Source organism: Streptomyces sp. NPDC050211 (genome assembly GCF_040656035.1).
Lineage (GTDB): Bacteria > Actinomycetota > Actinomycetes > Streptomycetales > Streptomycetaceae > Streptomyces.
Window position 1 is genome coordinate 154,843 of sequence record NZ_JBFALC010000007.1, and the last position, 24,679, is coordinate 179,521.

The 24,679-nt window shown below is 68.5% G+C and carries 18 protein-coding genes; 4 read left to right on the forward strand and 14 right to left on the reverse strand.

Annotated features, from left to right (window positions below; all coding sequences use genetic code 11):
* Positions 1-87: 87 nt before the first annotated feature.
* From AB0I98_RS10210 to AB0I98_RS10240, 7 genes are all read right to left on the reverse strand, one after another.
* Positions 88-3,813 carry an ABC transporter ATP-binding protein gene (locus AB0I98_RS10210; RefSeq protein WP_362938154.1) on the reverse strand — a complete coding sequence of 1,242 codons (3,726 nt, stop codon included), beginning with the start codon at positions 3,811-3,813 and terminating at the stop codon, positions 88-90.
* Positions 3,814-3,902: 89 nt separating this feature from the next.
* Positions 3,903-4,916, reverse strand: coding sequence for an esterase-like activity of phytase family protein (locus tag AB0I98_RS10215; RefSeq protein WP_362938157.1), 1,014 nt, complete (start codon positions 4,914-4,916; stop codon positions 3,903-3,905).
* Positions 4,917-5,025: 109 nt separating this feature from the next.
* The gene (locus tag AB0I98_RS10220; RefSeq protein ID WP_362938160.1) at positions 5,026-5,499 is read right to left on the reverse strand and encodes an asparaginase domain-containing protein; all 474 of its coding nucleotides are present in this window, start codon (positions 5,497-5,499) and stop codon (positions 5,026-5,028) included.
* 17 nt (positions 5,500-5,516) lie between these two features.
* Positions 5,517-6,680, reverse strand: coding sequence for a threonine synthase (locus AB0I98_RS10225; RefSeq protein WP_362938163.1), 1,164 nt, complete (start codon positions 6,678-6,680; stop codon positions 5,517-5,519).
* Positions 6,677-7,636 carry an ornithine cyclodeaminase family protein gene (locus AB0I98_RS10230; RefSeq protein ID WP_362938166.1) on the reverse strand — a complete coding sequence of 320 codons (960 nt, stop codon included), beginning with the start codon at positions 7,634-7,636 and terminating at the stop codon, positions 6,677-6,679. The genes AB0I98_RS10225 and AB0I98_RS10230 overlap by 4 nt, the downstream gene beginning before the upstream one ends.
* Positions 7,633-8,796, reverse strand: coding sequence for a DSD1 family PLP-dependent enzyme (locus tag AB0I98_RS10235; protein ID WP_362938169.1), 1,164 nt, complete (start codon positions 8,794-8,796; stop codon positions 7,633-7,635). The genes AB0I98_RS10230 and AB0I98_RS10235 overlap by 4 nt, the downstream gene beginning before the upstream one ends.
* Positions 8,793-9,443: a helix-turn-helix transcriptional regulator gene (locus AB0I98_RS10240; RefSeq protein ID WP_328364150.1), complete on the reverse strand. Its 651-nt coding sequence runs from the start codon at positions 9,441-9,443 to the stop codon at positions 8,793-8,795. Before AB0I98_RS10240 ends, AB0I98_RS10235 begins: the two co-directional genes overlap by 4 nt.
* Before the next feature lie 295 nt (positions 9,444-9,738).
* Here AB0I98_RS10240 and AB0I98_RS10245 point away from each other — a divergent pair, with 295 nt between their 5' ends.
* Positions 9,739-10,683: an EamA family transporter gene (locus AB0I98_RS10245; protein WP_362938172.1), complete on the forward strand. Its 945-nt coding sequence runs from the start codon at positions 9,739-9,741 to the stop codon at positions 10,681-10,683.
* Between the two features lie 177 nt (positions 10,684-10,860).
* The gene (locus AB0I98_RS10250) at positions 10,861-11,664 is read left to right on the forward strand and encodes an endonuclease (protein WP_362938351.1); all 804 of its coding nucleotides are present in this window, start codon (positions 10,861-10,863) and stop codon (positions 11,662-11,664) included.
* A gap of 49 nt (positions 11,665-11,713) precedes the next feature.
* On the opposite strand, the gene AB0I98_RS10255 is transcribed toward AB0I98_RS10250, so the two are convergent.
* The 3 genes from AB0I98_RS10255 to AB0I98_RS10265 form a co-directional block, all read right to left on the reverse strand.
* Positions 11,714-12,613, reverse strand: a complete 900-nt coding sequence (locus AB0I98_RS10255) for a SprT family zinc-dependent metalloprotease (RefSeq protein ID WP_362938354.1) — start codon at positions 12,611-12,613, stop codon at positions 11,714-11,716.
* On the reverse strand, positions 12,498-16,082 hold the full coding sequence (locus AB0I98_RS10260) for a DEAD/DEAH box helicase family protein (RefSeq protein ID WP_362938175.1): 3,585 nt from the start codon (positions 16,080-16,082) through the stop codon (positions 12,498-12,500). Before AB0I98_RS10260 ends, AB0I98_RS10255 begins: the two co-directional genes overlap by 116 nt.
* 150 nt (positions 16,083-16,232) lie before the next feature.
* Positions 16,233-16,601, reverse strand: a complete 369-nt coding sequence (locus AB0I98_RS10265; RefSeq protein ID WP_362938178.1) for a hypothetical protein — start codon at positions 16,599-16,601, stop codon at positions 16,233-16,235.
* 521 nt (positions 16,602-17,122) lie between these two features.
* Between AB0I98_RS10265 and AB0I98_RS10270 the strand changes: the two genes are divergently transcribed.
* Positions 17,123-18,472: a hypothetical protein gene (locus AB0I98_RS10270; protein WP_362938181.1), complete on the forward strand. Its 1,350-nt coding sequence runs from the start codon at positions 17,123-17,125 to the stop codon at positions 18,470-18,472.
* Between the two features lie 93 nt (positions 18,473-18,565).
* Positions 18,566-18,661: a DUF397 domain-containing protein gene (locus AB0I98_RS10275; RefSeq protein ID WP_362938184.1), complete on the forward strand. Its 96-nt coding sequence runs from the start codon at positions 18,566-18,568 to the stop codon at positions 18,659-18,661.
* 61 nt (positions 18,662-18,722) lie between these two features.
* Here the strand turns inward: AB0I98_RS10275 and AB0I98_RS10280 are convergent, their stop codons facing one another.
* The 4 genes from AB0I98_RS10280 to AB0I98_RS10295 form a co-directional block, all read right to left on the reverse strand.
* Positions 18,723-19,931 (reverse strand): restriction endonuclease subunit S, encoded by a 1,209-nt coding sequence (locus AB0I98_RS10280; protein ID WP_362938187.1) that lies wholly within the window; start codon positions 19,929-19,931, stop codon positions 18,723-18,725.
* Positions 19,924-22,530: an N-6 DNA methylase gene (locus AB0I98_RS10285; protein ID WP_362938190.1), complete on the reverse strand. Its 2,607-nt coding sequence runs from the start codon at positions 22,528-22,530 to the stop codon at positions 19,924-19,926. The genes AB0I98_RS10280 and AB0I98_RS10285 overlap by 8 nt, the downstream gene beginning before the upstream one ends.
* A 107-nt stretch (positions 22,531-22,637) precedes the next feature.
* On the reverse strand, positions 22,638-23,318 hold the full coding sequence (locus tag AB0I98_RS10290; RefSeq protein ID WP_362938193.1) for an RloB family protein: 681 nt from the start codon (positions 23,316-23,318) through the stop codon (positions 22,638-22,640).
* Complete coding sequence (locus AB0I98_RS10295; RefSeq protein WP_362938196.1) at positions 23,318-24,595, reverse strand: AAA family ATPase; 1,278 nt, start codon at positions 24,593-24,595, stop codon at positions 23,318-23,320. The genes AB0I98_RS10290 and AB0I98_RS10295 overlap by 1 nt, the downstream gene beginning before the upstream one ends.
* Positions 24,596-24,679: the final 84 nt, after the last annotated feature.

A 24,679-nucleotide genomic window follows, 5' to 3' on the forward strand; every position in this document is an offset into this window, starting at 1 on the left:
TCATCCCTCCCGTACCTCGTCCATGAGCGTACGGGTGTACGGACGCAGGACGTATGTCGGATGGTTGCGCGACCGTCGGTGCGACCGTCAGTGCGACGCGCCGACCGGCTCCTCCGGCTCGGCCTGGCCGACGAACGTCCGCCACAGGTCCGCGTACTGCCCGCCCCGTGCGAGGAGTTCCTCGTGGGTGCCGTCCTCGGCGACGCGGCCGTGGGCCATGACGACCACTCGGTCCGCGCGGGCCGCGGTGGTCAGGCGGTGGGCGACCACGAGGGTGGTACGGCGGCCTGCCAGGCGGTCGGTGGCCTGGTTGACCAGGGCCTCGGAGGCCAGGTCCAGGGCGGCGGTCGCCTCGTCGAGGAGCAGGATGTCCGGGTCGACCAGCTCGGCGCGGGCCAGGGCGATCAGCTGCCGCTGGCCCGCGGAGAGGTTGCGGCCGCGCTCGGCGACCTCGTGCAGGTAGCCGCCCTCGAGCGTGGCGATCATGTCGTGCGCGCCGACCGCCCGGGCCGCCGCCTCCACTTCGGCGTCGGTGGCGTCGGGGCGGCCGTAGGCGATGGCGTCGCGGACGGTGCCCTGGAAGAGGTACGCCTCCTGCGGGACGACGCCCAGGCGGTGCCGGTACGACGTGAGGTCGAGGGCGCGCAGGTCGGTGCCGTCGACGGTGACGCGGCCACCGGTGGGGTCGTAGAAGCGGGCGACCAGCTTGACGAGGGTCGACTTGCCGGCGCCGGTCTCGCCTACGAAGGCGACGGTCTGGCCGGCGGGGATGGCGAGGTTGATCCCGGTGAGGGCCTCCTCCTCGCCGCCGTACGCGAAGTGCACGTCCTCGAAGGCGACTTCGCCACGGAGCGAAAGCACGTCGAGCGGCTTGTCGGCGCTCTTCGTCGACGTCGGTTCCTGGAGCAGCTCCTGGATGCGGCCCAGCGAGACCGTTGCCTGCTGGTAGCCGTCGAAGACCTGGGAGAGCTGCTGGACGGGGGCGAAGAACAGGTCGATGTAGAGGAGGTACGCCACCAGCGCGCCGGTGGTGAGCGTGCCGTTGTCGACCCGCCCGGCGCCCACGATCAGCACGGAAGCCGCGGCGACCGACGACAGCAGTTGCACGCCGGGGAAGTACACCGAGATCAGCCACTGGCCCCGGATACGGGCCTGGCGGTAGCTGTCGCTCCGCTCCGCGAACCGCCGTCCGCCGTCCCGCTCGCGCCGGAACGCCTGCACGATCCGCAGCCCGGAAACCGACTCCTGGAGGTCGCCGTTGACCACCGACACGCGTTCCCGGGCCAGTTCGTACGCCTTCACGCTCGCCCGGCGGAAGAAGACCGTGGCGAGGATCAGCGGCGGGAGGGTGGCGAAGACGATCAGCGCCAGCTCTACGTCGATCACCAGCAGGGCGACCATGATGCCGAAGAACGTGACGACCGAGACGAACGCCGTGACCAGGCCGGTCTGCAGGAACGTCGACAGCGCGTCGACGTCCGTCGTCATCCTCGTCATGATCCGGCCGGTCAACTCCCGCTCGTAGTAGTCGAGTCCGAGCCGCTGGAGCTGGGCGAAGATCTTCAGGCGGAGGGAGTACAGCACGCGCTCGCCGGTGCGTCCGGTCATGCGGGTCTCGCCGACCTGCGCCGCCCACTGGATCACGACGGTGAGCAGTCCGAGCAGCGAGGCCGCCCAGACCGCGCCGAGGGCCATCTCCGAGACACCGCTGTCGATGCCGTGCCGGATCAGGACGGGCAGGAGGAGGCCCATACCCGCGTCCACGGCGACGAGGGAGAGGCTGACGAGGAGGGGCAGGCCGAAGCCGCGCAGCAGCCGGCGCAGGCCGTAGCTCTCCTCGGCCCGCACGGCACGTGCCTCGTCGATCTCCGGGGTGTCGGTCGCCGGGGGCAGCGCGTCGACCTGGGCGAGGAGTTCGGGGGTGGCCGGGGTGCCGTCCATCGCGAGGTCGCGCGGGGTGCGCTCGCCCGCCCACAGCCGGGGCGTGATGCCGCGTTCGGCGTCGAATTCGGCGTCCAGCTCGTCCCGTACGGAGGTGTCCTCCTGCGGACAGGCGGGCTGGGCGTGGCCGGGCGAGACGCCGCCGAGTTCGTCCGGGTCGGTGAGGAGCCGGCGGTAGAGCGCCGACCGCTGCTGGAGTTCCTCGTGGGTGCCGATGTCGGCGAGCCGGCCGTTCTCGAGGACGGCGATGCGGTCGGCGAGGTTGAGGGTGGAGCGGCGGTGGGCGATGAGGAGGGTGGTCCGGCCCTCCATGACGTGCTTCAGGGCCTCGTGGATCTCGTGCTCGACGCGGGCGTCCACGGCGGAGGTGGCGTCGTCGAGGACGAGCAGCCGCGGGTCGGTGAGGATCGCGCGGGCGAGGGCGACGCGCTGGCGCTGGCCGCCGGAGAGGGTGAGGCCGTGCTCGCCGACCTTGGTGTCGTAGCCGCCGGGGAGTTCCCTGATGAAGCGGTCCGCCTGGGCGGCGCGGGCGGCCGCCTCGATCTCGTCGTCCGTCGCGTCGGGACGGCCGTACGCGATGTTGCTGCGGACCGTGTCCGAGAAGAGGAAGGAGTCCTCGGGGACCAGCCCGATCGCGGCCCTCAGCGAGTCGAGGGTCAGCTCGCGGACGTCGTGGCCGCCGATGAGGACGGCGCCGTGGGTGACGTCGTAGAACCGGGGCAGCAGCAGCGAGACCGTCGACTTGCCGGAGCCGGAGGAGCCGACGACGGCGAGGGTCTCGCCGGGGTGGATCTCGAAGCTCAGCCCGTCGAGGACAGGGCGGTCGTCCTCGTAGCCGAAGGAGACGTCGTCGAACTCGACGGTGGCGGGGGCGTCGGCGGGCAGCGTCTTGTGGCCGTCCTCGAGCGCCGGCTCGGTGTCGATCAGCTCCAGGACGCGTTCCGTGCCGGCGCGGGCCTGCTGGGCGACCGTGAGGACCATGGCGAGCATCCGGACCGGGCCGACGAGCTGGGCGAGGTAGGTGGAGAAGGCGACGAACGTGCCGAGCGTGATGTGACCGCGGACCGCGAGCCAGCCACCCAGCGCGAGCATCGCGACCTGGCCGAGGGCGGGGACGGCCTGGAGGGCGGGGGTGTACCTGGAGTTGAACCGGATCGTGCGCAGCCGCCCCGCGAAGAGCCTGCGGCCGACCTCCCGCAGCTTCCCGGTCTCCTGCTCTTCCTGCCCGAACCCCTTCACCACGCGTACGCCGCTGACGGCGCCGTCGACGACGCCCGCGACGGCCGCCGCCTGGGCCTGGGCGTACCAGGTGGCGGGGTGCAGCTTGGTGCGGCTGCGCTTGGCGATGAACCAGATCGCGGGCGCGACCGCGAGGGCGACCAGCGTGAGCGGGAGCGACAGCCACGCCATGATGACCAGGGAGATCAGGAAGAGCATGAAGTTCCCGATGGTCATCGGGAGCATGAAGAGCAGGCCCTGGATCAGCTGGAGGTCGCTGGTCGCCCGGCCGACGACCTGACCGGTGGACAGCTCGTCCTGCCGGCGGCCGTCGAGCCGGGTGATCGTGCCGTACATCTCGGTCCGCAGGTCGTGCTGGACGTCGAGGGCGAGACGGCCGCCGTAGTAGCGGCGGATGTAGGTGAGGACGTAGACGAGGAGCGCGGCGCCGATCAGGGCGCCCGCCCAGACCGCCATGGACCGGCTGTGATCGACGATCACGTCATCGATGATCACCTTGGTGATCAGCGGGGCCAGCGCCATGACGGCCATGCCGACGAGCGAGGCGCCGAGGGCCAGGACGACGTCCTTGGGGTAACGCCAGGCGTACGCCCACAGCCTTCGCGCCCAGCCTTGCCCCTGCCGCGCTGCCACGTCGGTGCCTCCCCGTTCTGTTGGATCTACGGAAGGCACCAACGCGGAATGAAGCGGATTTCATCCCTCCGTCATGATCGCCGTCGTGATCAGATACGAACGCGGAGGTCGTAGAAGCGCGTCGTCTGTGCCGCGTTCTGGTTGTCGTCGCTGGCCAGCAGTACCTTCAGGCGGCCCTTGGTCCAGCCGGTGATCGTCATGGCCTCGATGTTGTCGAGGAGGGGGTTGGGCTGGGGCTGCTTGGCGGTCGCGCCGAGTGACGGGCAGTTCACGAGGTCGGCGAGGAGGGTCTTCTTGACCAGCCGTACGCCGTCCGGGCCGGTCAGCGTGTCGATGCCGCCGGTGTCGGTCGCGCGGCGCGGGTCGGCGAGGTAGAGGCGGACGGTGTTGCCGACGCCGGAGGTGAAGCCGCGCTCCAGGACGAGGAGCCGGCCGTCGGGCAGCGCGGTGACCTCGGGGACGCCGAGGCCGGTGTCGGCCCGGTAGGCGTACTGTGCGCCGAGCCCGAAGGTGCCGTGGTGGCGCTTCCAAGTCTGCCAGCGGACGATGCCGGCGGTGTCGCCGGACAGCGCGTACTCCATCGACGCGAGGGTGTGCCCGCCGGGGAGCATGGTCAGGCCCTCGAAGGTGCCGTTGGTGACGGCCCGCCCGGCCGGGGCGACCTGGAGGGAGGCCGGTACCGGGAGACGGTCGAGGATCTTGCCGTCGCGGGAGTAGCGGCGTACGGACGGCTCGGTCTCGGAGCTGATCAGCCGGGTGCCGTCCCGCTCCACGACCAGTCCCTCGGAGTCCAGCGCGGTGCCGCTCTCGTCGGCGAGCTGGACGACGGACTTCGGCTGGAGGGTCCTGCGGTCCAGCGTGAACAGCGACGAGCGGTCGCTGAGCGCGGCGAGGTCGCCGTTCCGGTCCACGGCGAGCGCGGAGAAGTTGCCGACATAGGTGCCCTGGTACGTCGTCTTGTCCAGGGCGTCGGAGAAGCCCTGGATGGCGACGGAGGGCGAACAGGCGTGATTCTCGCCCGCGTTGGCGGGCCCTGCGACGGTGAGGCAAGTGGCCGCCGCCAGGCCGGCGGTGGCGGTCGCGAGTACGGTTCTCAGACGCATGGGCGTCACCGTAGGGCGGGCCGGTGACGGAGGGGAGACCGGCTCATGAAGCGTCGGCTCGCGACCAGGGCCTTGGCGAGCGGTCGAGGTCAGTCGAGGTCGGTCGAGATCAGAGAAATATTCCTCGCGCGCGGTCCTTCTGTGCCTGCCCGGCGGGGAGGATGCGGCCGCTCATGGCGATGTGGACCCCGTGGGGCAGGGTCTGCAGGGCGGCGACGGCGAGTCCGAGGTTGAAGGGGGCGTCGCTGTCGGTCATCCGTGCTGGTTGTATCGCCCCGGTCATGACGATGACCTTGCCGGTCAGGTCGCGTAGGTGTTCGGCTGTGGTGGTCATGGTGTCGGTGCCGTGGGTGATGAGGATGTGTTCGGCGTCGGCGGTGCGGACGTGGTGGCGGATCAGGTCCCGGTCGGCGTCGTCGAACGCGGCGCTGTCCTTGCGGCACACGCTTTCGACGGTGAACTCGTGGAGTGTGCGGGCCCGTTCGAGGATGGGCACTGCCATCGGCTGACCGATGACAAGGGTGCCCTGCAGGGAGTACTCGACGTCGATGGAGCCGCCGGTGGTGATGACATGGATGCGCATGGGGTTCCTGTCGGTGCTCAGGCCGGAGGCTTGGACTTGAGTCCGCTGCCGCACAGGGGTGCCACGGCGGTGGGAAGGCCGTCGGGCCGGGGGGTGGTGGGGATCTGCCCGGCCTGCCCGGCTTCGATGGCGGCCCAGCACACGGCAGAGGTCGGTTCGACGTAGAGGCCGGAACGGGCCAGGGAGGCGTGGGCGGCGTGCACCTCGTCGTCGGTGACGGTGACGATGGTGCCGCCGGTGGCCCGGACCGCGGTGAGGATCTGGGAGCCGCGGGCGGGGCGCGCGATGGCGATGCCCTCGGCCACGGTGCCGTGTGCGGTGATGTCGCTCGGCACCGGCCGGCCGTCGGCGAAGGCGGTGGCCAGCGGTGCGCAGCCGGCGGCCTGGACCGCGACGATCCGCGGCAGCCGGTCGATCAGCCCTTGGTGGAGGAGCTCGACGCAGCCGAGGTGGGCGCCGAGCACGAGGGTGCCGTTGCCGACGGGCAGGACGAGGGTGTCGGGCAGCCGGCCGCCGAGCTGTTCCCACAGCTCCAGCACGTAGGTCTTGGTGCCGTGCAGGAAGAAGGGGTGGTAGACGTGGCTGGCGTAGAAGACGCCCGGCTCGTCGGCTGCTCGGGCCGCCGCCTGGGCGGTGTCCTCGCGGGTGCCGGGGATCTGGTGCACGGTGGCTCCGTAGGCACGCAGTTGCCCGACCTTCCCTGCTGAGGTGCCGGCCGGAACATAGACGTCGCAGGCGATGCCGGCGCGGGTGGCGTAGGCGGCGACGGCGGTTCCCGCGTTGCCGCTGCTGTCGGCCATGAGCCGGGACACGCCGAGGCGGGCGGCGAGAGCAGCCAGCATGACCGCGCCGCGGTCCTTGAAGGATCCGGTCGGCATCAGATGGTCGACCTTGAGCTGGACAGCGGGCCGGCCGGGCACGGTGACCAGTGGGGTCATGCCCTCGCCCATGGTGATGTCGTGCGGTTCGCCGATCGGCAGGGCTTCGGCGTACCGCCACAGACTCGGTCGACGCGTGGCGAGGCCGGCGGCCTTGGGCATGACCGGCGTGAACCCGGCGAGATCGAGGACCCCGTGGCACTTCGCGCACCGCCAGGCCAGGTCGTCCAGCGGATGGGTGTGGCCGCACGCGGCGCACCGCAGCGCCATGGTGGCCGGCGTCGGGCGGGCGGTGTGGGTCATTCGGTGGTTCCGGAGGTGAGTGCGGCGGCATGCAGGAGGGCTTCGGCGACGAAGAGGTCCTGCAGGGCGATGCCGGAGCTGTCGAACACGGTGATGTCCTGCTCGCTGCGGCGCCCCTCGGCCTGCCCGGTCAGGACGTCGCCCACGGCGGTGAGTGCGAGGGTGCCGTCGTCGATGAGGTGGGCGACGTGCTGCAGTTCCCCGATGCGGACCGCCTGGGAGGGCAGGTCGCAGAACAGGCGTGCCTCCTTCAGCAGTTGCGGAGGCAGTTCCTGTTTGCCGTGTGCGTCGGAGCCCATGCCTGCGATGTGGGTGCCGGGGCACACCCACGCGGCGTCGAACAGAGGCGCGCGGGCGGTGGTGGCGGTGACGATGATGTCGGCGGCGCGGCACGCCTGTTCGGCAGGGGTGAGCCGGCCGGCGAGCCCTCGCTCGGCCAGCTGGGTCAGGAAGTGTTCGCCGCGCTCGGGGGTGCGGGCGACGACATGGACGGTGGTGATGGGGCGTACGCGGCTGACCGCCGCGCATTCGTACAGGGCCTGGTGGCCCGTGCCGAAGATGGTCAGGGTGGTGGCGTCGGCGCGTGCCAGGACGCTCGCGGCGACCGCGTCGGCCGCGGCCGTGCGGTAGGCGTTCACGACGCCGGCCTCGACGACCGCACCGATGCGGCCGTGCTCCTGGTCGAAGAGCAGGACCAGGGAGTTGTGCCGGGGAATGCCCTTGTCGGCGTTGCCCGGCCAGTAGCTGCCGATCTTCACTCCGGCAAGCCCGGCCGATGCGCCGGACTTCACGGTGAACCGGTTCTCGTCCTGTGATCCGTGGCCGAGGACCGCGGGGAAGACCTCGGCCTGCGAGCCGACGGCGGCGATCAACGCGTCGCGCACGGCCGTGAAGGCCAGCTCTTCGGTGATGAGAGCGGCGGACCGCTCTTCGGGCAGGAATTGCACGGTGGTCACCAACCTCGGATGCGCGGCCACACGGCCTCGACGGTGCGGGAGCCGGGTTCGGTCACGTGGTAGCGGTCGTGCTGTGCGGCGGTCGCACAGGCGTGGATGGGCAGGATCCGTACGCGCGTACCGACCGGCAGATCGGGTAGGGCGGCGGTGCTGTCCGGGCGCACGGAGAGCACGCCGTGCTCCTGGCTCGCGTCGGTCATCAGCAGGCCGTCGAACAGAGTGCCGTCCAGGTCGGCGACGAGGCCGTATCCCTGATCCACCCGCTGACGCGAGGTGCCGCGGTCGCGTGACGTCGCCATCCAGCCCGCGTCGGTGAGGATCCATCCCTTGTCCGGGCGGTGACCGATCACCGTCGTGACCACCGTCATCGCCAGGTCGGCCGTGGAGCACACGCCGATCCCGGCCATCACCAGGTCGAAGAAGACGAAGTTGCCGGCCCGGACCTCGGTGACGCCGGTGAGGTCGGTCGCGAAGTGTGCGGTCGGCGTCGAACCCACGCTCACCACCGGCGCCTCATGACCGGCCGCCCTCAACACGTCGGCGGCCCGCACGGCGCACCGGCGCTCGTTCTCGGCGGCGGCGCGCAGTTCGTCCCCGCCGTCGGCGTAGTACGACTCGCCGGCATGGACGAGCACACCCCGCAGGTGGGCGCCCCCGTCACGCAGAGTCCGCGCGATGTCGAGCAGCACCGGGTCGTCGGGGCGCACCCCACCCCGGTGGCCGTCGCAGTCGACCTCGATCAGCGCCGGAATGCCGGACATCCCCACGCGATCGGCAGCAAGCGCGGCGGCCTGCTCCTCGCTGTCGAGCAACACCGTCAGGTCCACGCCCCGCTCGCGCAGCGCGGTCACCCGGCGCAGCTTGTGCGGCGTGATGCCGACCGCGTACAGAATGTCCCGATAGCCGACGGCGGCGAACGCCTCAGCCTCCGCAAGCGTCGACACCGTGATCGGTCCCGGCTGCCCGTCGTACAGCAGCGCGGCCACGTCGAGGGACTTGGCCGTCTTGACGTGCGCCCGCAGCGTGACACCGAGCCCGTCGAGGTGCCCCCGCAGCCTGCCGATGTTCGCCTTCACCGTGGCCGTGTCCAGTGCCAGGAACGGGGTGTCCGGATCATCGAGCGTGCTCCGGAGGCGCAACTCTTGTCCACGGTCGGTCATCGGCTCTCCTCGCCGCTGCGGCACTCGTTGAGATCCGCGTATACCGCCGAGCGGGATACGCCCAGCCGTTCGGCGATGCGCGGCACCGCATTCCGAACCGTGAAGACACCGCGCCGGTCCAGGACGTGCAGGAGAGCCAGTCGCTCCACCCGGGTCAGACTGCTCACCGGCTTGCCGCGGGACACCTCCTCGGCCCGGATCAGCGCGTCGACCACGTCGTCGAAGTCGTTGCTGAACGTGGTGTCCGTGACCTGCACGGGCGGCGTCCCCGCCAGTGCCGTCAGCAGGTCACCGGCCTGCCGCAGAGCCGTGACGTCGACATTGACGCACAGCGCCCCGAACACATGGCCCGCACCATCGCGCAACGGCATGGTCGACGACTTGATGATCCGCCCGTCCCCGGTGCGCGTCACATAGTTGATGTCGTTCGTCGCCGCGTCCCCCTGCGCCAGCACGGCCAGGCCGATCTCGCTCAGCGCGCCGCCGACCTTGCGGCCGGTCACCGCACCGGAGACCGCCGCGACCGACTGCTCACCCCGTCGGTAGTCGTGCAGCACGACCTCACACGTCGGCCCGAACGTCTCCGCCAGCCCATCGATGACCGGCAGCAACGCCGCCAGGATCGCGTCCGCGCTGTCGTCGGCCATCGCACCGCCCCTCAGTCACTTCCAGCCCGTTACGCCACTATAGTAAACGTCCAGCCTCTGGACGTAAAGTCCAGAGCGATGGCATGTCGAACTCGAATGGCTATACGACCAGATACGATCCCCGAGTGAGTACCTACTGGCACGCCGTCACGCCCCCTCCCTGCGCCTGACCGGGCGCAGACGCTGAGGGTTTGATTCCCCCGGCCCCGACCGACCCACCGGGCGGTGAGGGGCCGTCGCCGTGCGCCCGTTTCGGACCCAGTCCCAGACGCATCGACGACGGAAGACCACGACCGTGCCGAACCGCACCACCACTCTGCTTCCCGCGCGCCCGGACGCGCGCCTCCTCACCGGCCCCGCACCCATCCTCATCTCGGCCGTGCTGTGGGGCACGACCGGCACCGCCTCCTCCCTGGCCCCGGCCGGCGCCCCGGCGGCGGCGATCGGCTCCGCCGGGCTCACGCTCGGCGGCATCCTGCTGTTCCTGACCTCCCGCGGGGCCCGCTCACTGCCCGCCGTCTGCACCCGCCGTGAGCGGTGGCTGCTCGTGCTGGGCGCGCTGGCGGTGGCCGGATATCCGGTCACCTTCTATCCGGCGGTGGCCCGCACCGGCGTCGCGGTGACGACGGTCATCGCGCTCGGCAGCGCGCCGGTCTTCGCCGGACTGCTGTCCTGGATGACCGGGCAGTCCCGGCCCACCGCACGCTGGACGCTCGCCACGGCGGCGGCCGTCCTGGGCTGCGCCCTCCTCGTGCTGGGCCCCGAACTCACCGGCCACGCCCCGCCGATGGACGTGACCGGCGTCGCGCTCGCCGCGGGCGCCGGACTGTCGTACGCCGTCTACTCGCTGATCGGCGGCCGGCTCATCACGCGCGGCCACGCGTCCGACGCGGTGATGGGCGTGCTGTTCGGCGCGGCGGGGCTGCTCGTCCTGCCGCTCGTGCTGCTGGTGGACACGCAGTGGCTGACCACGACACGCGGCGCGGCGGTGGCCGGCTACCTCGCCCTGTTCACCGTCGCTCTCGCCTACCGGCTCTTCGGATACGGGCTGCGCCACACGCCCGCCTCGACGGCCACGTCACTGACCCTGGCCGAGCCCGCCGTCGCCGCGGTCCTGGGCGTCACCGTCCTCAGCGAACGCCTGCCGGCCGCCTCCTGGTGCGGGCTGGCCGTCCTCGCGCTGGGGCTGGTGTTCGTCAGCGGTGACAGCGGCGACAGCGGCCGGGCGAACAAGGGCTGACTCAGACCCGGTTGAGACCCGGTTGAAGCCCTCCCCGTGTCAACTCGCGTAGACAAGGGGCGATTTGCCGCTCCCGGTCACCCAATGGACACGCAGGGTCCATTTACAGCGCCACATGTCCATGTCACTCTCCCACTTGCCGCCTCCATTCAACCCGCGTAGATGGGACTCCCCCTCATGCTGGCGACACACATACGCCGCTGGAAGTCGGTGGCCCTCGCCACCGCCACCGTTCTGGTCGGTCTCAGCGCCCCCGCCCTCACCGCGACCCCCGCCGCGGCCACGACGACCGCGTACGACAGCACGTACTACAAGAACGCGATCGGCAAGTCCGGCACGAGCCTCAAGAGCGCGCTGCACACGATCATCAGCCCCCAGACCAAGCTGTCGTACTCGGCGGTCTGGGAAGCGCTGAAGGTCACGGACCAGGACCCGAACAACAGCAACAACGTGAAGCTGCTGTACTCGGGCATCTCCCGCAGCAAGTCACTGAACGGCGGCAACACCGGCAACTGGAACCGTGAACACGTGTGGGCGCAGTCCCACGGCGACTTCGGCACCTCGGCCGGCCCCGGCACCGACCTGCACCACCTGCGCCCCGAGGACGTCCAGGTCAACAGCATCCGCGGCAACAAGGACTTCGACAACGGCGGCAGCAGCTTCACCAACTCCGGCGGCAGCCTCACCGACTCGAACTCCTTCGAGCCCCGCGCCGCCGTCAAGGGCGACGTGGCCCGCATGATCCTCTACATGGCCGTCCGCTACGAGGGCGACGACAGCTGGCCCGACCTGGAGCCCAACGACGCCGTCACCAACGGCAGCGTCCCCCTCCACGGCCGCCTGTCGGTCCTGAAGGCCTGGAACGAGGCGGACCCGCCGGACGCCTTCGAGGAGCGCCGCCAGAACCTCATCTACTCCAACTACCAGGGCAACCGCAACCCGTTCATCGACCACCCGGAGTGGGTCGAGGCGATCTGGTAGCCCTTGCTTCGGCTGAACTCCCCTATTCCTGCGGGGAGTTCAGTCCCACTCACCGAATATCACCCATCCAGAGTCGCCGCCCCAGCTCGTCGAGGTCCGCCCGCCGCTCTTCGTACTCGGGCAGCGCGATCCGCAGCAGCCGCCAGAAGTCCTCTCGGTGACCGGACACCTTCACGTGGGCCAGTTCATGTGCGATGACGTAGTCGATCAGATGCATGGGCAGCTGGAAGAGCGGCCACCCGAGACTCATCAGCCCCTTGGCACCCGAGCCGTCCTGCGGCGGCCGATAGGAACCCCATCGGTCCCCCAGGTCCTGCACCTCCAGTTCCGGCTCGGCCACACCCATGCGGGCTGCCCAGGGTTGAAGCCGCTGTCCCGTCCAGTTCCGGCCGGCCCGGCAGTACCAGTCGACAAGCGCTGCTCGCCCCGCCTGCGGCTCCGCCGCCAGATCCGGACCCATGACAAGGCGCCCCGCAATCAGCCTAACCCCTTCGGCCACAGCCTCCTCACCGGACACAGCCAGACGATACGTCCGCCCCAAATAGCGGAAGACCTCTCCGTCGGTGAGCTGTTTGACGGGGCTGAGCGGCCGTGTCCGCTCACGCTCACGCCGCTTTGTCACCAACCAGTCCCGGTGAGCTCGCACGAACTCCTCCGCCTCGGCTGTCGAACGCCCGGCAGGAGTGTGCAGGGTGAGGGTCGCGTCAGCCTCGACAGTCAGTGCGAACCGTTTCCTGCGCGCGCTGGCACGCACCCGCAGAGACAGCCCGTCCACCGTGAGCAGGGCCTCTGGGGCTGAGTACGTCGAAGGATCGGCCGGCGCAGTCACCCGCCTATTCTCCCCTCGCCCTACCCCGGAACTGCCGAAGGTTGTCCTGCGCGAAAGACGCCAGGCGCTCAGCCGCGTTGTCCAACGGCACCCAGCCCGCGCCCACCACGGGCCGGACACCGCCGCTGAGCAGGACTTCATGCAGCTCTCCGGCCAACATGCTGATGTCCTGGTGCTGCCCCTGGTATGACGCCCTGGCCATGGCCCGGGTGGCCACATCGCACACTCTGCCCGTGAGCTGTCTGACGTCACCGCTGTCGGCCAGTCTGACCCCAGGGGTGTCCTCCAGGATTTGCTCCACCAACCGATACACCTTCTGTTCGAGCGGCGATAGACCGGCGAGCTCCGGGGACTCCTCCTGTTCTTGCCTGGCCTCCTCGATCAGCGGGCCGAATTCCTCGATCTGCTCCTCGAAGCGGCCCGGCATCGTGCGCAGGATCTCTTCCAGGCGCTTGGAGAGCCGCTCGTACTTCGCGGGGTCCTCCCGCTTCGTCCGCTCCTCCAGATGGAAGCGGAGCGCATGACCCATCTCCGCCGCGGCCTCCTGCGGCGGCAGTCGCCGCACGGCGTCATCGAAGGTGAGTGCGGTGAGCGAGACCGGCGGAATGACCTGATCGATCTCCGGGCCATCGAGGTGGTCGGCAATCATGGCCCGGACCTTGCGGCCGTAGCGGCGCAGCGTGAACGTGCCGCCCTCGGCGTCCCTGCACAGACGCCGCACCCGCTTCTGGAGGAGGCTCCAACGCCTGGCGTCCGCGACGTAGTCGAGGGCGTCCTCGTGCGGAAGGACGCGCTCAAGGGTGGCGAGGAACGCGTGCAGTACCTCGTCGAAGTCGAACCGCAAGGATTCGGGTTGCAATGCGAGAGCCGCGGGCCCCAGCTTGGCGAGCTGGTCGAGTTCTGCGTCGTCGATGCCGTTGTGCTGCAGGAAGTCGCGGACCTTTTGGGCAGCGGGCCCGAGGTTGTTCACCTCGTCGGACAGTTTGCGCATGGTGTCGGTGACATCGGCGTTCCGGTACCCGGCGAGTGCGCTGGAGAGGTGCTCGAAGACGCCGTAGTAGTCGACGACGTAGCCGACCTCCTTGCCGGGCGAGGTGCGGTTGACACGCGCGACAGCCTGGAGCAGCTCGGCGTCACGGATGGGCCGGTCCAGGTAGAGCACCTGCTCGCGCGGGGCATCGAATCCCGTGAGCAGCATGGACTTTACGATCAGGAAGGCGATGGGGCTGTCAGGGTGCACGGGGTCGGGCACCGAGGTGGGAAACGGCGGCGGCTCGCTGTTCGCAGCATTGGACCACGGGGTGTTCATGCCGTCGGCGGGGTCGGTGGGCGGAGTCGGGGCTTGCGGTGGGTTGAAGGGGGTCACGGCGACCCACTCCGAATCGGGCGCCAGCTCGGGGAACGCCTTCTGGAAGCGCTCGGTGTATGCCTCCTGGCGACCGGCGTCGGTCCACTCCTTCCACTCCCCCCTCTTGTGACCCGACCCTGGCGAAATGACGGGAACGAAGTCGATCCGGCGCAGCAACGCCCGGAACTGGTGGGCCTGGTGGAGATAACGCAGCCTTGCGGACAGCTGCTCCAGCGGGATACCGGCCACCGACTCCGGGTCGAACTCCGCCAGCTCGGCAAGCAGTTCGTCCCGGGCCCTGCGCAGAGCGTGGTGGTACTGCACGGCCGCCTTCCGGCTGACGGCCGCGACCTGTGCCTTGAAGCCGCCGGGCAGCACCGTGGTCACCCAGTGCTCCAGCATGTCCTCGGCCTTCGCCTCGATCATGGGAACTGACTCGGCGACGTCCCGCTCGGTGGGCCACCGCTTGAGCAGCGCGGCCCGCTCCTCAGGAGTGCGATCCCGGACGAGGTCGTCGAACCCTTCGTCGAGGACCTCCCCGTCACGGACCTCGCCTTCCCCCGTCCGCCCCTCGTAGCGGATGCGGACCACGACACCGTCGTACTCGGCGTCCTCCATCCGGTACTCGTCGAGGAAGCCCCGCGGCGAGTCGCCGCGTCCGAAGATCCGGCGGGTGTCCTCCTCGCGCCCGGTGATGATCGGCGTACCCGTGAACCCGATCTTGGCGGCGTTCGGAATCGCCTTGCGCAGAGCGGCATGCAGGATGCTCGTATGCGAGCGGTGCGCCTCGTCGACGAGAACGAGGATGTCCGGCGAGGTGTTGCACTCGGGGAAGTCCGGTACGGGTCCCTGGGTTTCGGCCTGTCGTCCCTGTTCGGCTTCCTCGCCCTCCCCGACCAGATCCCGGTCGTCCCCGCTGCCTTCCGCGTCCCCGGCGAAGGTGAACCCGGTCCCGTACTTCTGGATCATCCCGAAGACGACGCGCCGCCCCCCGTCCCGCAGCAGCCCTTCCATCTGCGTCCGGGTCTTCGCCGTCTCGACATCGGACTCGCTGAGCTTCAGCGTCCGCGAGAGCTGGGTCTGCAACTGGGTGCGGTCGGTGACCACGACCACCATGAACTCACTGAGCCGGTGGTGCAGATGAACCCGGCGCACCAGGAACGTCATGGTCAGCGACTTGCCGGAACCCTGTGTGTGCCAGATGACACCGCCGCGCTCGTCCTCGGTGTCACGCCCGGCACGAGCCCGCCCGGTCAGCAGTCTGCGTACGGCCTTCTCGGCGGCCCGGTACTGCTGATGCCGGGCGACGGCCTTCACGGTCCGCACGGCTCCACCGTCCACGCCCGACTCGACGGCCATCGGGATCACGTAGTGCCGTACGACGTTGAGCAGGGCGGCCGGCCGCAGGACCACACCGACGAGCTTCTGCTGCTCGCCGAGCGGCGCGGGCGCGGCCGGGTCGGCGCCGTCCGCGAGCAGGCCGGCGGTACGCAGCTCCCGCCGAAGCGTGCTCTCCTCCTCCGGTTCGACGCTGCGCCACGGGTGGAAGTGCTCGGGCTCGGAGGTGACGGTACCCAGGTGGGCGGTCTCTCCGGTCGCGGCGACGAGGAGCTGCACGGTCCGGAACAGTTCCGGCACACCGGCGGGGACCGGAGTACCGGTGGCGTCGAGGTCCAGAACGGGATTCCCCGCGTAGTGCCGAAGATCGAGTACGGCACTGCGGACGGGCTCGGCGAGATCGGCGCTCTTGCACTCGACGGCGACGAGCGGGATGCCGTTCACGAAGAGGACGAGGTCGAGGATCGACAGCTCACCCGAGCGGCTGCGTATGCGGAGCTGGTCGACGACGGTGAAGGTGTTGCGCGTGACACGGTCCGGGTGCCACTCGATGTACTGGACGGTGGCGGAAGGCCCACCGTGCGCGGCGGAGGGCGAGGGCAGCGTCCAGCCGTGAAGCAGCATGTCAGTGGCGGCGAGGTTCGCGTGCACGACGCCCTTGCCGAGGGAGAGGGAGGCGAGTTCACCGACCGCCCGCCGGACGTCGTCGTCGCCCATCCAGGACCGACCGTCACCGCCCCGGAGGTTGATCCGGCGCAGAGCGGGCCCGAGCTGGTCGACGAGCAGCGGCACAGCCGCGTCAAGCGTGTCCAACTCCACGCCCGGGACGTGCGTCCACCCCATGGCCTCCAACTGCGCGACGAACGGCCGCTCCGCCTCGTCCCGCTCGACGTGCACCGCCACGGCCCCGCGCCTCTCCGTACGTCCCTCTGTTGCCCGGAGATCCATTCTGCGCTGGGGGGCGAGGTAAAGGGAGGGGATCCGGACGGAGGAACATGGCTGAGCGTGCGGACGCATGAGGCTTTGTGGCGGTACGTCCGCACGCTCGACGAGTCACGTACCGAGGTCGTCTTCAGGGGCGGCGTCGAGGACTTGGTCTTCGTGGGACTCGGGGAGGCGGGCTCCCCTGCTCCGGGCGATGCGATGCACCTCGTGGAGCGATTCGGTCAATCGGGCCGCGAGGAAACGGAGTTGGGGCGCGGTGGCTTTGCTGTCACCGAGGAGGTCGGCGGCGTGGTCGAGTAGGTCGCCGGCCATGCCGAGCTGGACGGCTTCGACGTTGTCGGCGATGCGGGAGAGGTGGCTGGTCCCGGTGCTGTCAGTGAGCAGGTAGCAGGGGTTCCCGCCGACGCTGGACCAGGGGAGAAGACGGGGCCGGCTGGCTGCGGCGGCAACGTCGATGTCGCGGCTCTCGTAGATCATGCGGCGACCGCCTCGACGCTTTGAATTCGGCGTAGCCCGACGTCGATGCCATGCATGCGCCGTGGCCCTACGTCGACACCGTGCACGGCAAGCCGGAGAGCCCGTCGCCGGACGCGCTGCTGTCTGGCGTGCTCGCGTTGTTCGTGGGCGAGGAGATAGGGACGGACGAGTCGGGAGTCTTCGCCCCGGAGGATGCAGGTGTGCGGAAGCGGCAGAGTGGGGACAGGCGGTGCCCCCGTCAACCGATGGCGTCCTGAGGCAGGGAGGAGCCACCGCAACAGCGGCTCCACCAGGCAGGCGATATGGTGCAACACGTCTTCAACTCCATTGCAGTTGAGGGCCATGCCCCCGGGCCGTCGCAAGCGGTCGCGGGGGTCCTTCCTTTCGGCCGAGATCACTCGATGCCTGTGCAAGAGGTAACCGCTCCAACACCCTCCGCAGGTACCGTTGGAAGACGGTGGGACCGTGAACGCCGTGAACGCCGTCGTTGAACACCATGCAAGCCGCCGGGAGTTGAGGACATGGCACGGAAACGCACCCCCAACCGCGCCCTGGACAGCCTGCTTGACCAGGCACGATGGACCAGGACCCAGCTCGCACAGCAGGTGAATCGCCTCGGTCCTCAGGCAGGACTCGCCCTGACGTACGACCGCACCGCAGTCGCGCACTGGATTGCAGGAGTTCAACCAAAGCGCCAGGTCAGAGCGCTGATCGTCGAGGCCCTATCGGCGCGGCTGGGACGACCCGTCACCCATGCGGAGGCCGGCCTGGAGCCCGCACCGTCACTCACGGGTTCCCAAAACGCAGACACTGTCGAGGAGTTGATCGACCTCGGAAGGGCAACAATGGATCCGTCCCGCCGCAGCGTGCTGGCTGCCACGGTCTTCTCTGCCGCACTGTCAGTACCCGCGTTCACCCTCCCCGCGCGAGCAGCGGATGAACCGGTGACTCCCGGCAAGAAGACGGTCCGTATCGGTTCTTCACAGGTGCAATCGATCTGCACCATGACCGACCGGATCGCGGACATCCTCGACGAACTCGGAGCGGGTCACGCGATGCCCATGGCGTCCGCGTTCCTCGTCAATACCGTCGGTCCCTGGCTCCAGGCACAGGCCACGGAATCCGTCCGCAAGGACATGCTGGCCGCCGCGTCCGACCTCACGTATCTGACCGGCTGGATGGCCATGTACGAAAAGGCCCATGGCCTCGGACAGCGCTATTACGTCCAAGCCCTGAGCCTGGCGGGCGAGGCGGAAGACCACGTCACCTACTGCAGGACTCTGCGCGGCATGTCCCTCCAAGCCTCAAACCTGGGCTACGGCCCCAAGGCTCTGGAACTCGCGGACTCCGCAGCAGAAGCAGCCCCTTCTGCGGGCCCTCGTCTTGTTGCGTTCCTACGCGGCCAGCAGGCCCACTCCGCGTCCATGGTGGGCCTGAAACAACAAGCCCACACTCGCCTCAAGGAGGCGGAGGACGCACTGTCGAAGGCGGACAACCGCAGGGATGCGATCGGCGGCTATGACCAGACCGCCTACCTCTTTCACGTCTCCCATGTCCTGTACGAGGAGAAGGATTTCACGGGCTCGATCAAAGCCCTGAAACAGTCGATCCGCCTCCAGCCGAAACAGGAACGCCAGGGCCGCGTACACGCCTATGCGCTCCTCGCGCAGCGCCAGCTACGCGTCGGCCACTTGGACGCGGCCTGCGAGAGCTGGTCACGGTTCCTGGACGAGTACGAACACGTCTCGTCCAACCGCGGTGACGACCACTTCCGCACGATGAGCACGGAACTGCGCCGACACCCAACTGCCCGCCCTGTGCGCGAGCTTGCGCACCGTGCGCGAGATGTGGCTGCGGCCAAGGCGGCTTGAGGCTCTCGGAACTTGACAGCGCCGGCGCATGTCACAAGCAGCAATGAATGAGCGCGAACGCCATGGCTGACCGAACCATTCTGAACGACGGCGTTGCTAAACGGCTGGCGGACGTCCTCCTATAACGGTAACGAGGGCGGCAACTGCCTGGAGGTTCTGGACAACAAGAACGGAAACTTCCCCAGCTGACCGCGCCCCACAACGATTCGTCCGGCCCTCGACCCACGACGCGCGCCGGATATCGTTTGGCTCAGGCCGCCACAGCAGATACCGCAACCCGCCCCGACAAAAGGTCGTCCACAAGCCCCCGCTTGAGTTCGCGTAGCTTGTTCAACTCGCGCTTTTCACCTTCAATGTTTGCATCACAGGCAGAAATAGTGGTTACGAGATCTTGCTGTTCAGCGATCGGCACGAGCGGGAACTTCAGACTAGCGAATCGTTCGCCTCCCAGATGCGCGATACTGGTGGTCTTCTTGGCGATACCAGCGAAGACGCCAGCCTGAAGCCAATACTCGAAGATGATCTGCGCATACTCCGAGGTTACCCGCCGCTCGGGCCGAAATCTCACCAGCGTATTCTGAAAGAAGAACTTCCCAGGCGCGTCTCTATAGATGGCGCTACGTCCAACAAGCTCCAAACTCTGCCCCTCGTTTAGGAGGATGTCGCCAGGGTTGAGCGCGTATACCGACCGCTCTGCCTTCGTGAACCCCATGGTGTTGACGTCTGAGTAGTCGATCCGCCCAGCATGAACGTTGGCGACTCTCAGATACGGGTAGTGCTCCACTGCGGCTCGACTGTCGGGCGAAAGCTGCTTGCCCATGCGGACGTCACCGAGATCACGAACGGGCGTCCATTCAGGCTGAATCCGATCCATGAAATCCAGCAGCGTCCCCTGCCGTACGCTCCGCAGCTTGGCGATCGACGCCTCAATAACGCGCTCCAACTCGGTGAAGCTGTCAATCACTTCAACAACCCGTCGCTGGACTGGCAGCGGCGGAACGAGAACTCCGAACGACAGTACGTCCGACTTGGTGATGTTCGGATCCTTGCGGGTGCTCGCCGCATAGCGACTCCACCGCGGCTTGCCGTGCTGCAACGCAAGCAATAGATAGCGCGGTTCCAGCTGCGGACCAACCTCCAAGACCGAGATCGCCTGATTGACCGCTGCTGGCACTGCAAGAATCGCTGTGCGGCCGATCTGCTCCCAACCGCCGTACATGGCGAGGAGCACCGACTTTGCGGGGTAGACACGCGCTCCCGTCTCGGCGACAGCAACCTCGGTCAGTGACTCATCCGTTGCCTCGAGTGATCCTTCGTTGAGATCCAGGGTCTTCACCCATGGGATGCCCTGATGAGTGAAGTACCGAGCACCGGCCGTCCTGCTAGGAGTCGTTCCAGAGCTCACTCGGCAGAGACGACCGAGAGGTTCGAGGGGCCACTGCCCTCCTTCACTAGACACTCAGCCCCATCCCTTCAAGGAACCCGTCCAGCTTCCCCGCTGCCGCTTCCCGCCCCGCCCGAATCTCCCTCAACGACACCGCATACTTCAGCTCCCACGTCTCATAAGACGCCGCCAACTCCCGCTGCCACCGCACCACATGGCCATCCAGCTTTGCCGCCAGGTCATCCCGGAGCAGGTCGAGCACCACCCGGCGCTCCCCCTCCGCGTCCAACTCCTCCCGCGCGCGGAACAACCGCGGCGGCTCCTCCCCCAGCGTGGGCGGGTCGCTCGGATACGGATACCGATGGAAGTCCGCCTCAAGGCGTTTGATGTCCGCGCCCGCCTTCGTACGCGCCTTCTTCACCTTCGCCAGCTCAGCCGTGAGCTGGGCCAACTCCTCGACGCTCAGAGCGGCTTCTTCCGAGTCAGCCTCACCATCAGTCTCCGGCTCCTCCTCGCCCCCGGAAAGCCGCGCACTCAGCTCCTTGAACCGCGCATCAGCCTCCGCCTTCCGCGCATCCGCCTCCGCCAGCTCCTCCAAGAACCGGGGAGCAATGGCGGCAACCACCTTGTGGTCGTACGCCTGGCGCCGCTCCGCCGCCGTCCTCGTACGCAACTTCTTTGTTCGAGCGTCCTGTTCAGGCGAAAGCATCGTGTCGACGTTCTCGACCCACCCGTCGACCACACCCCCGAACCCGTTCTCCGACAACGCCAGCAGGTCGTACTTCGCGTCGTACCACCAACCCGCGACCGCCCCCGCCAACGCATACCGGTCCAGCAACCCGACCCGGCCCAGCCGTTCTCCGAACGACCTCATCAACTGCCCCCGCACCGCCATCAAAGCGGCCTTGCGCTCGGAGGACGTAGACGCTGCAAGAGCTTCAGGTGTGGCCGCCACCGCCTCCAACCGGCGGGCGGCTTCCTCCTCCCACCACTTGCCGAACTCCGCCCGCAACGCCTCCTCCCGAGGCCGGGCCAGCTCGCCCAGCTCGGGACCGCCACCCGCCGCCTCATCCCGGAAGTCCACATACGCCGGGTCCGCCGGCTCCCGCTCCACGAACAGATCGGTCACCCCGATCCCGAACGAGTCGAGCAGCGGCTTCTTCGCCTCGATCTCCGCGCGCGGGACCCCGCCCACCAGATGCGCTCGCACGTCCTGCGGCTCGGGCGGCGGCGTGTTGTCCACGTACCGGCGGATGTTGAGGTTGTCGTCATTGACCGCGAGTTCCTCGCGGGTCACGATCCGCGAGAAGCCGGGTACCTCCGCGTACGCGTGGAACGTTGAGACGATCTTCTCGGCGTGCTCGGGCAACAGCACGTTCTGCGCCCGCTCCGCGTGGAACTCCCGGTCAGCGTTGATGAACAACACCTTCCGCTCCCGCGCCGGATCCTTCCGCCCAGGTGGACGCAACACCAGGATGCAGGCCGGAATGCCCGTCCCGTAGAAGAGATTCGGCGCGAGGCCGATGACCGCCTCGATGGCGTCCTTCTCCAACAGCTCGGTACGAATGGCCTGTTCACCACCGCCCCGGAAAAGAACCCCGTGCGGCATGACCGTGATCACCATGCCGCCACGAGGGCTGTCTCGCTTGGCCTCCCACAGCATGTGCTGGAGGAACATCAGGTCGGCCTTGCCACGCTCGCTCGTCTTCCCGTACTTGGCACGCTCAGCCGGATGTGCCAAGTCCGCGAGGGCATAGTCCAGAGAGAACGGCGGATTGCTGAGCACGCCGTCGAACCGGTCCTCGTCCGACCGCGGAACATGGGCCGGCTGCGAGAGCGTGTCCCCAGTGGCCAGATCGAAGCGGCGCACCCCGTGCAGAACCATGTTCATCGTCGACATGATCCAGGAGCCGGAGTTGGCATCCTGTCCGGCGAAGAACATCGACGACGTGTCGCCGCCGTGCTCCTCCACGTACTCCGCCGCGTGGATGAGCATGCCGCCTGAGCCGACGCACGGATCGTAGATCCTCATGTTCTCGGTGGGGGCGAGGAGTTCGACCATCATGCGAACCACGGCACGCGGGGTGTAGAACTCGCCGCCCTTACGCCCGGCCGAGTCCGCGAACTCCTTGATCAGGTACTCGTACGCGGCACCGATCAGGTCGGGGAACTCGAAGTCCTCCGTGCGCAGCCGGATCCGCCCGAAGTGCGCGATGAGGAGCTTCAGACGCTGGTCGGCGAGCTTGGCCGCGCCGGACGCGGCGCCCGATCCGCCGATGCGGTTGAAGTCGAGGTGGTCGAAGAGGCCCTTGAGCTTGGTGTTCTGCCTCTCAAGGGCTTGCAGCGCGGGACGCAGGGTCATCTCGTTGATGTTGTGGGTGGCAGCGGAGACCTTGTGCCAACGGGCCTCCTTCGGCACGTACAGCACATCGCGCTTGCGGTAGGGGCCTGCCTGCTCCAGATAACCGGGAAGGTCTTCGTCGCTGAGCTTCAGCTCCTCGACCGCGTACTCCCTGAGCTTGTCCCTGGCCGCCTCGAACTCGTCATTGGCCCGCTTCAGGAAGAGCAGCCCGAAGATGTAGTCCTTGTATTCGGAGGCGTCCATCGTGCCGCGCAAAATGTCAGCGGCGGCCCACAGATGCCGTTCCAGCTGGGCGAGCGTGAGCTTGGCCACGTGCGACTCCCTACGACCCGACCTGAGATAACGGAGAGACTTTATTGCCCGGCCGGGGCCATATCGAAATCAGCGCGTACCTGTGGCCAACCTTGCGGCCGACGCGATCAGTACGTGTCGATGTGCAGTGCCTTCTCCACGAACTCATGCACATCGGTGTACGGGTCCCGGTCCCACTTGTCCACGTGCGCGGCGTGCTGGCTGTTCATCCGCTCAGCGTTCTTCCGCGCCGCCTTGTAGCGGCCCAGGACCTGGTGTGGCAGGACGACCTTGGGAGTCTTGGCGTCCTGGGAGCCGCGCTGGAACGGCAGCCGTTCGGCCGCTCCGTCGCACACCCCCGCGAACGAGCCGCTGACCGGCTTGTAGTGGGCGAGGCGCCACACCTCGAAGCACGGATGCGAGAAGGCGACTCCGATGCCCGCCTTCTCCGCCTCCTCCAGCGCATCGCGAATGTACTTGTAGTTGTCGTGGTCGAAGAGGCACCAGACTTCGGGCAGGAACTTCGCGTCCAGTTTGGCCCGCTTCGCCTTACGGTCCTCTTCGCGCTTCAGCTTGATCGCCTGCTCGACGAGGTCGAGCGGCTTGCGCCCGCTGTCGGCCTTGCGGTTGGCGATGTGCATCTCCACCGGGACCTTGTCGGCTTGCGAGACGCCCTGGTCCTTGAGGATGTCGAGATACGAAGGCTCGGTCACCTTGCCCTCGGTGAAGATGTAGACCTGACGCCTGCGCTGTCCGCCCCGCCGGGCCGGGCGCTCCCACGAGTCCTTGCCCTTCTGCGCCCGCCCCATCAGTCCCGCCCCGCCCGGTCCGATCGACCACCTGTCTCGCCGTACGTGTCGGCCTCACGCGCCACGAGCAGCCGCCGGGCGATCTGTCCCTCCAGGAGGGCCGGAACCCCGCCGAAGGCCCCCGCGAGATAGGACTGCGTGAGGTCCTCCTCCTCGCCCGGCTCCACATCGGTGAGTGGATACAGCTCGGTTGCCCCGTCCTTGTCCTTTTCCGTCAGCCACACCTGCCCGGGGTCCAGGAGCCGTTCGCCGCTCGGGGTGGTGAGGACTGTTGCGTCGTGCGACGTGAAGACCAGCTGGGCACCCTTGGGGTTCGCGTACGGGTCGTGGAAGAGCCGGACGACCTCAGCTGCGAAGCGGGAGTGGAGGCTGGCGTCGAGTTCGTCGACGAGTAGGACCGCGCCTTCGTCGAGGGCAAGAAGCAGAGGGCCCAGGAGGGCGAACCAGGAGCGGGTGCCGTAGGACTCCTCCTGCCAGTCGAAGGACACGTCCCCGGCAGCCGAATGGTGAGTCAGCTTCACCACGTCCTGGCCGGGGCCTTCCTGGACAACCGTCGCCCCGGTGATGCCAAGGTCGGCAACCCGCAGCAGCTCCTGGATCCTGGTGGCCCTCGGCCCTGACAGTTCCTTCGCGGTGTACCGCGCTCGCTCGTCCCGCTCGACCTCCGGGTTGATCATCCAGAAGTTGCGGCGGAACCAGTGGAAGAGCGGGGAGAGCTGCGGATGGTTGTCCGTGCCGGCCGTGGAGAGCAGCAGTGCGTTCGGCCGCGTACGCCGTACGAGCTGGGCCCGGTCCCTGACACGTCCGCCAGGCCACTTGAAGACGTCCGGCCGGGAAGCGTCACGGTCGAGCCATTCCTGGCGGCGGCCGCGCGGATAGCTGTGCAGCCACTCGGACTCGACACGGGTGGCGCCGAGCTCGAAGCCGTACGTCCAGCGGACCGACTCGATGACGACATCGACCTCGAAGAAGGAGGGTTCGCTCTCGCTCTTGGGGCTGAGCGCGAAGACCTGGCGCGGGATGCCGTCGTAAGAGGCCCAGCGCGCATAGGAGTTGAGGACCGCATTGCGCATGTCGGTCATCGCGGTCAGCACGTTCGACTTACCGGAGGCGTTGGCCCCGAAGATGCCGATCAACGGGAGGACGGAGATGGATCCGCCGCCTGCAAGATCCACCAGGGTCGCCGACCCGCCCTGTCCATCGCCGGACGCGACGAAGGACAGCTCCTGCTCGTCTCGCAGGGACCGTACGTTCGCGACGCGGAACCTCAGCAGCACGCTGTCCTCCTCTCCGGGCTCAGAGTAATGGCCGCATCTGACATCGGCCCGGTCGGGGACGCCTGCGACCTCAGGGAACATATC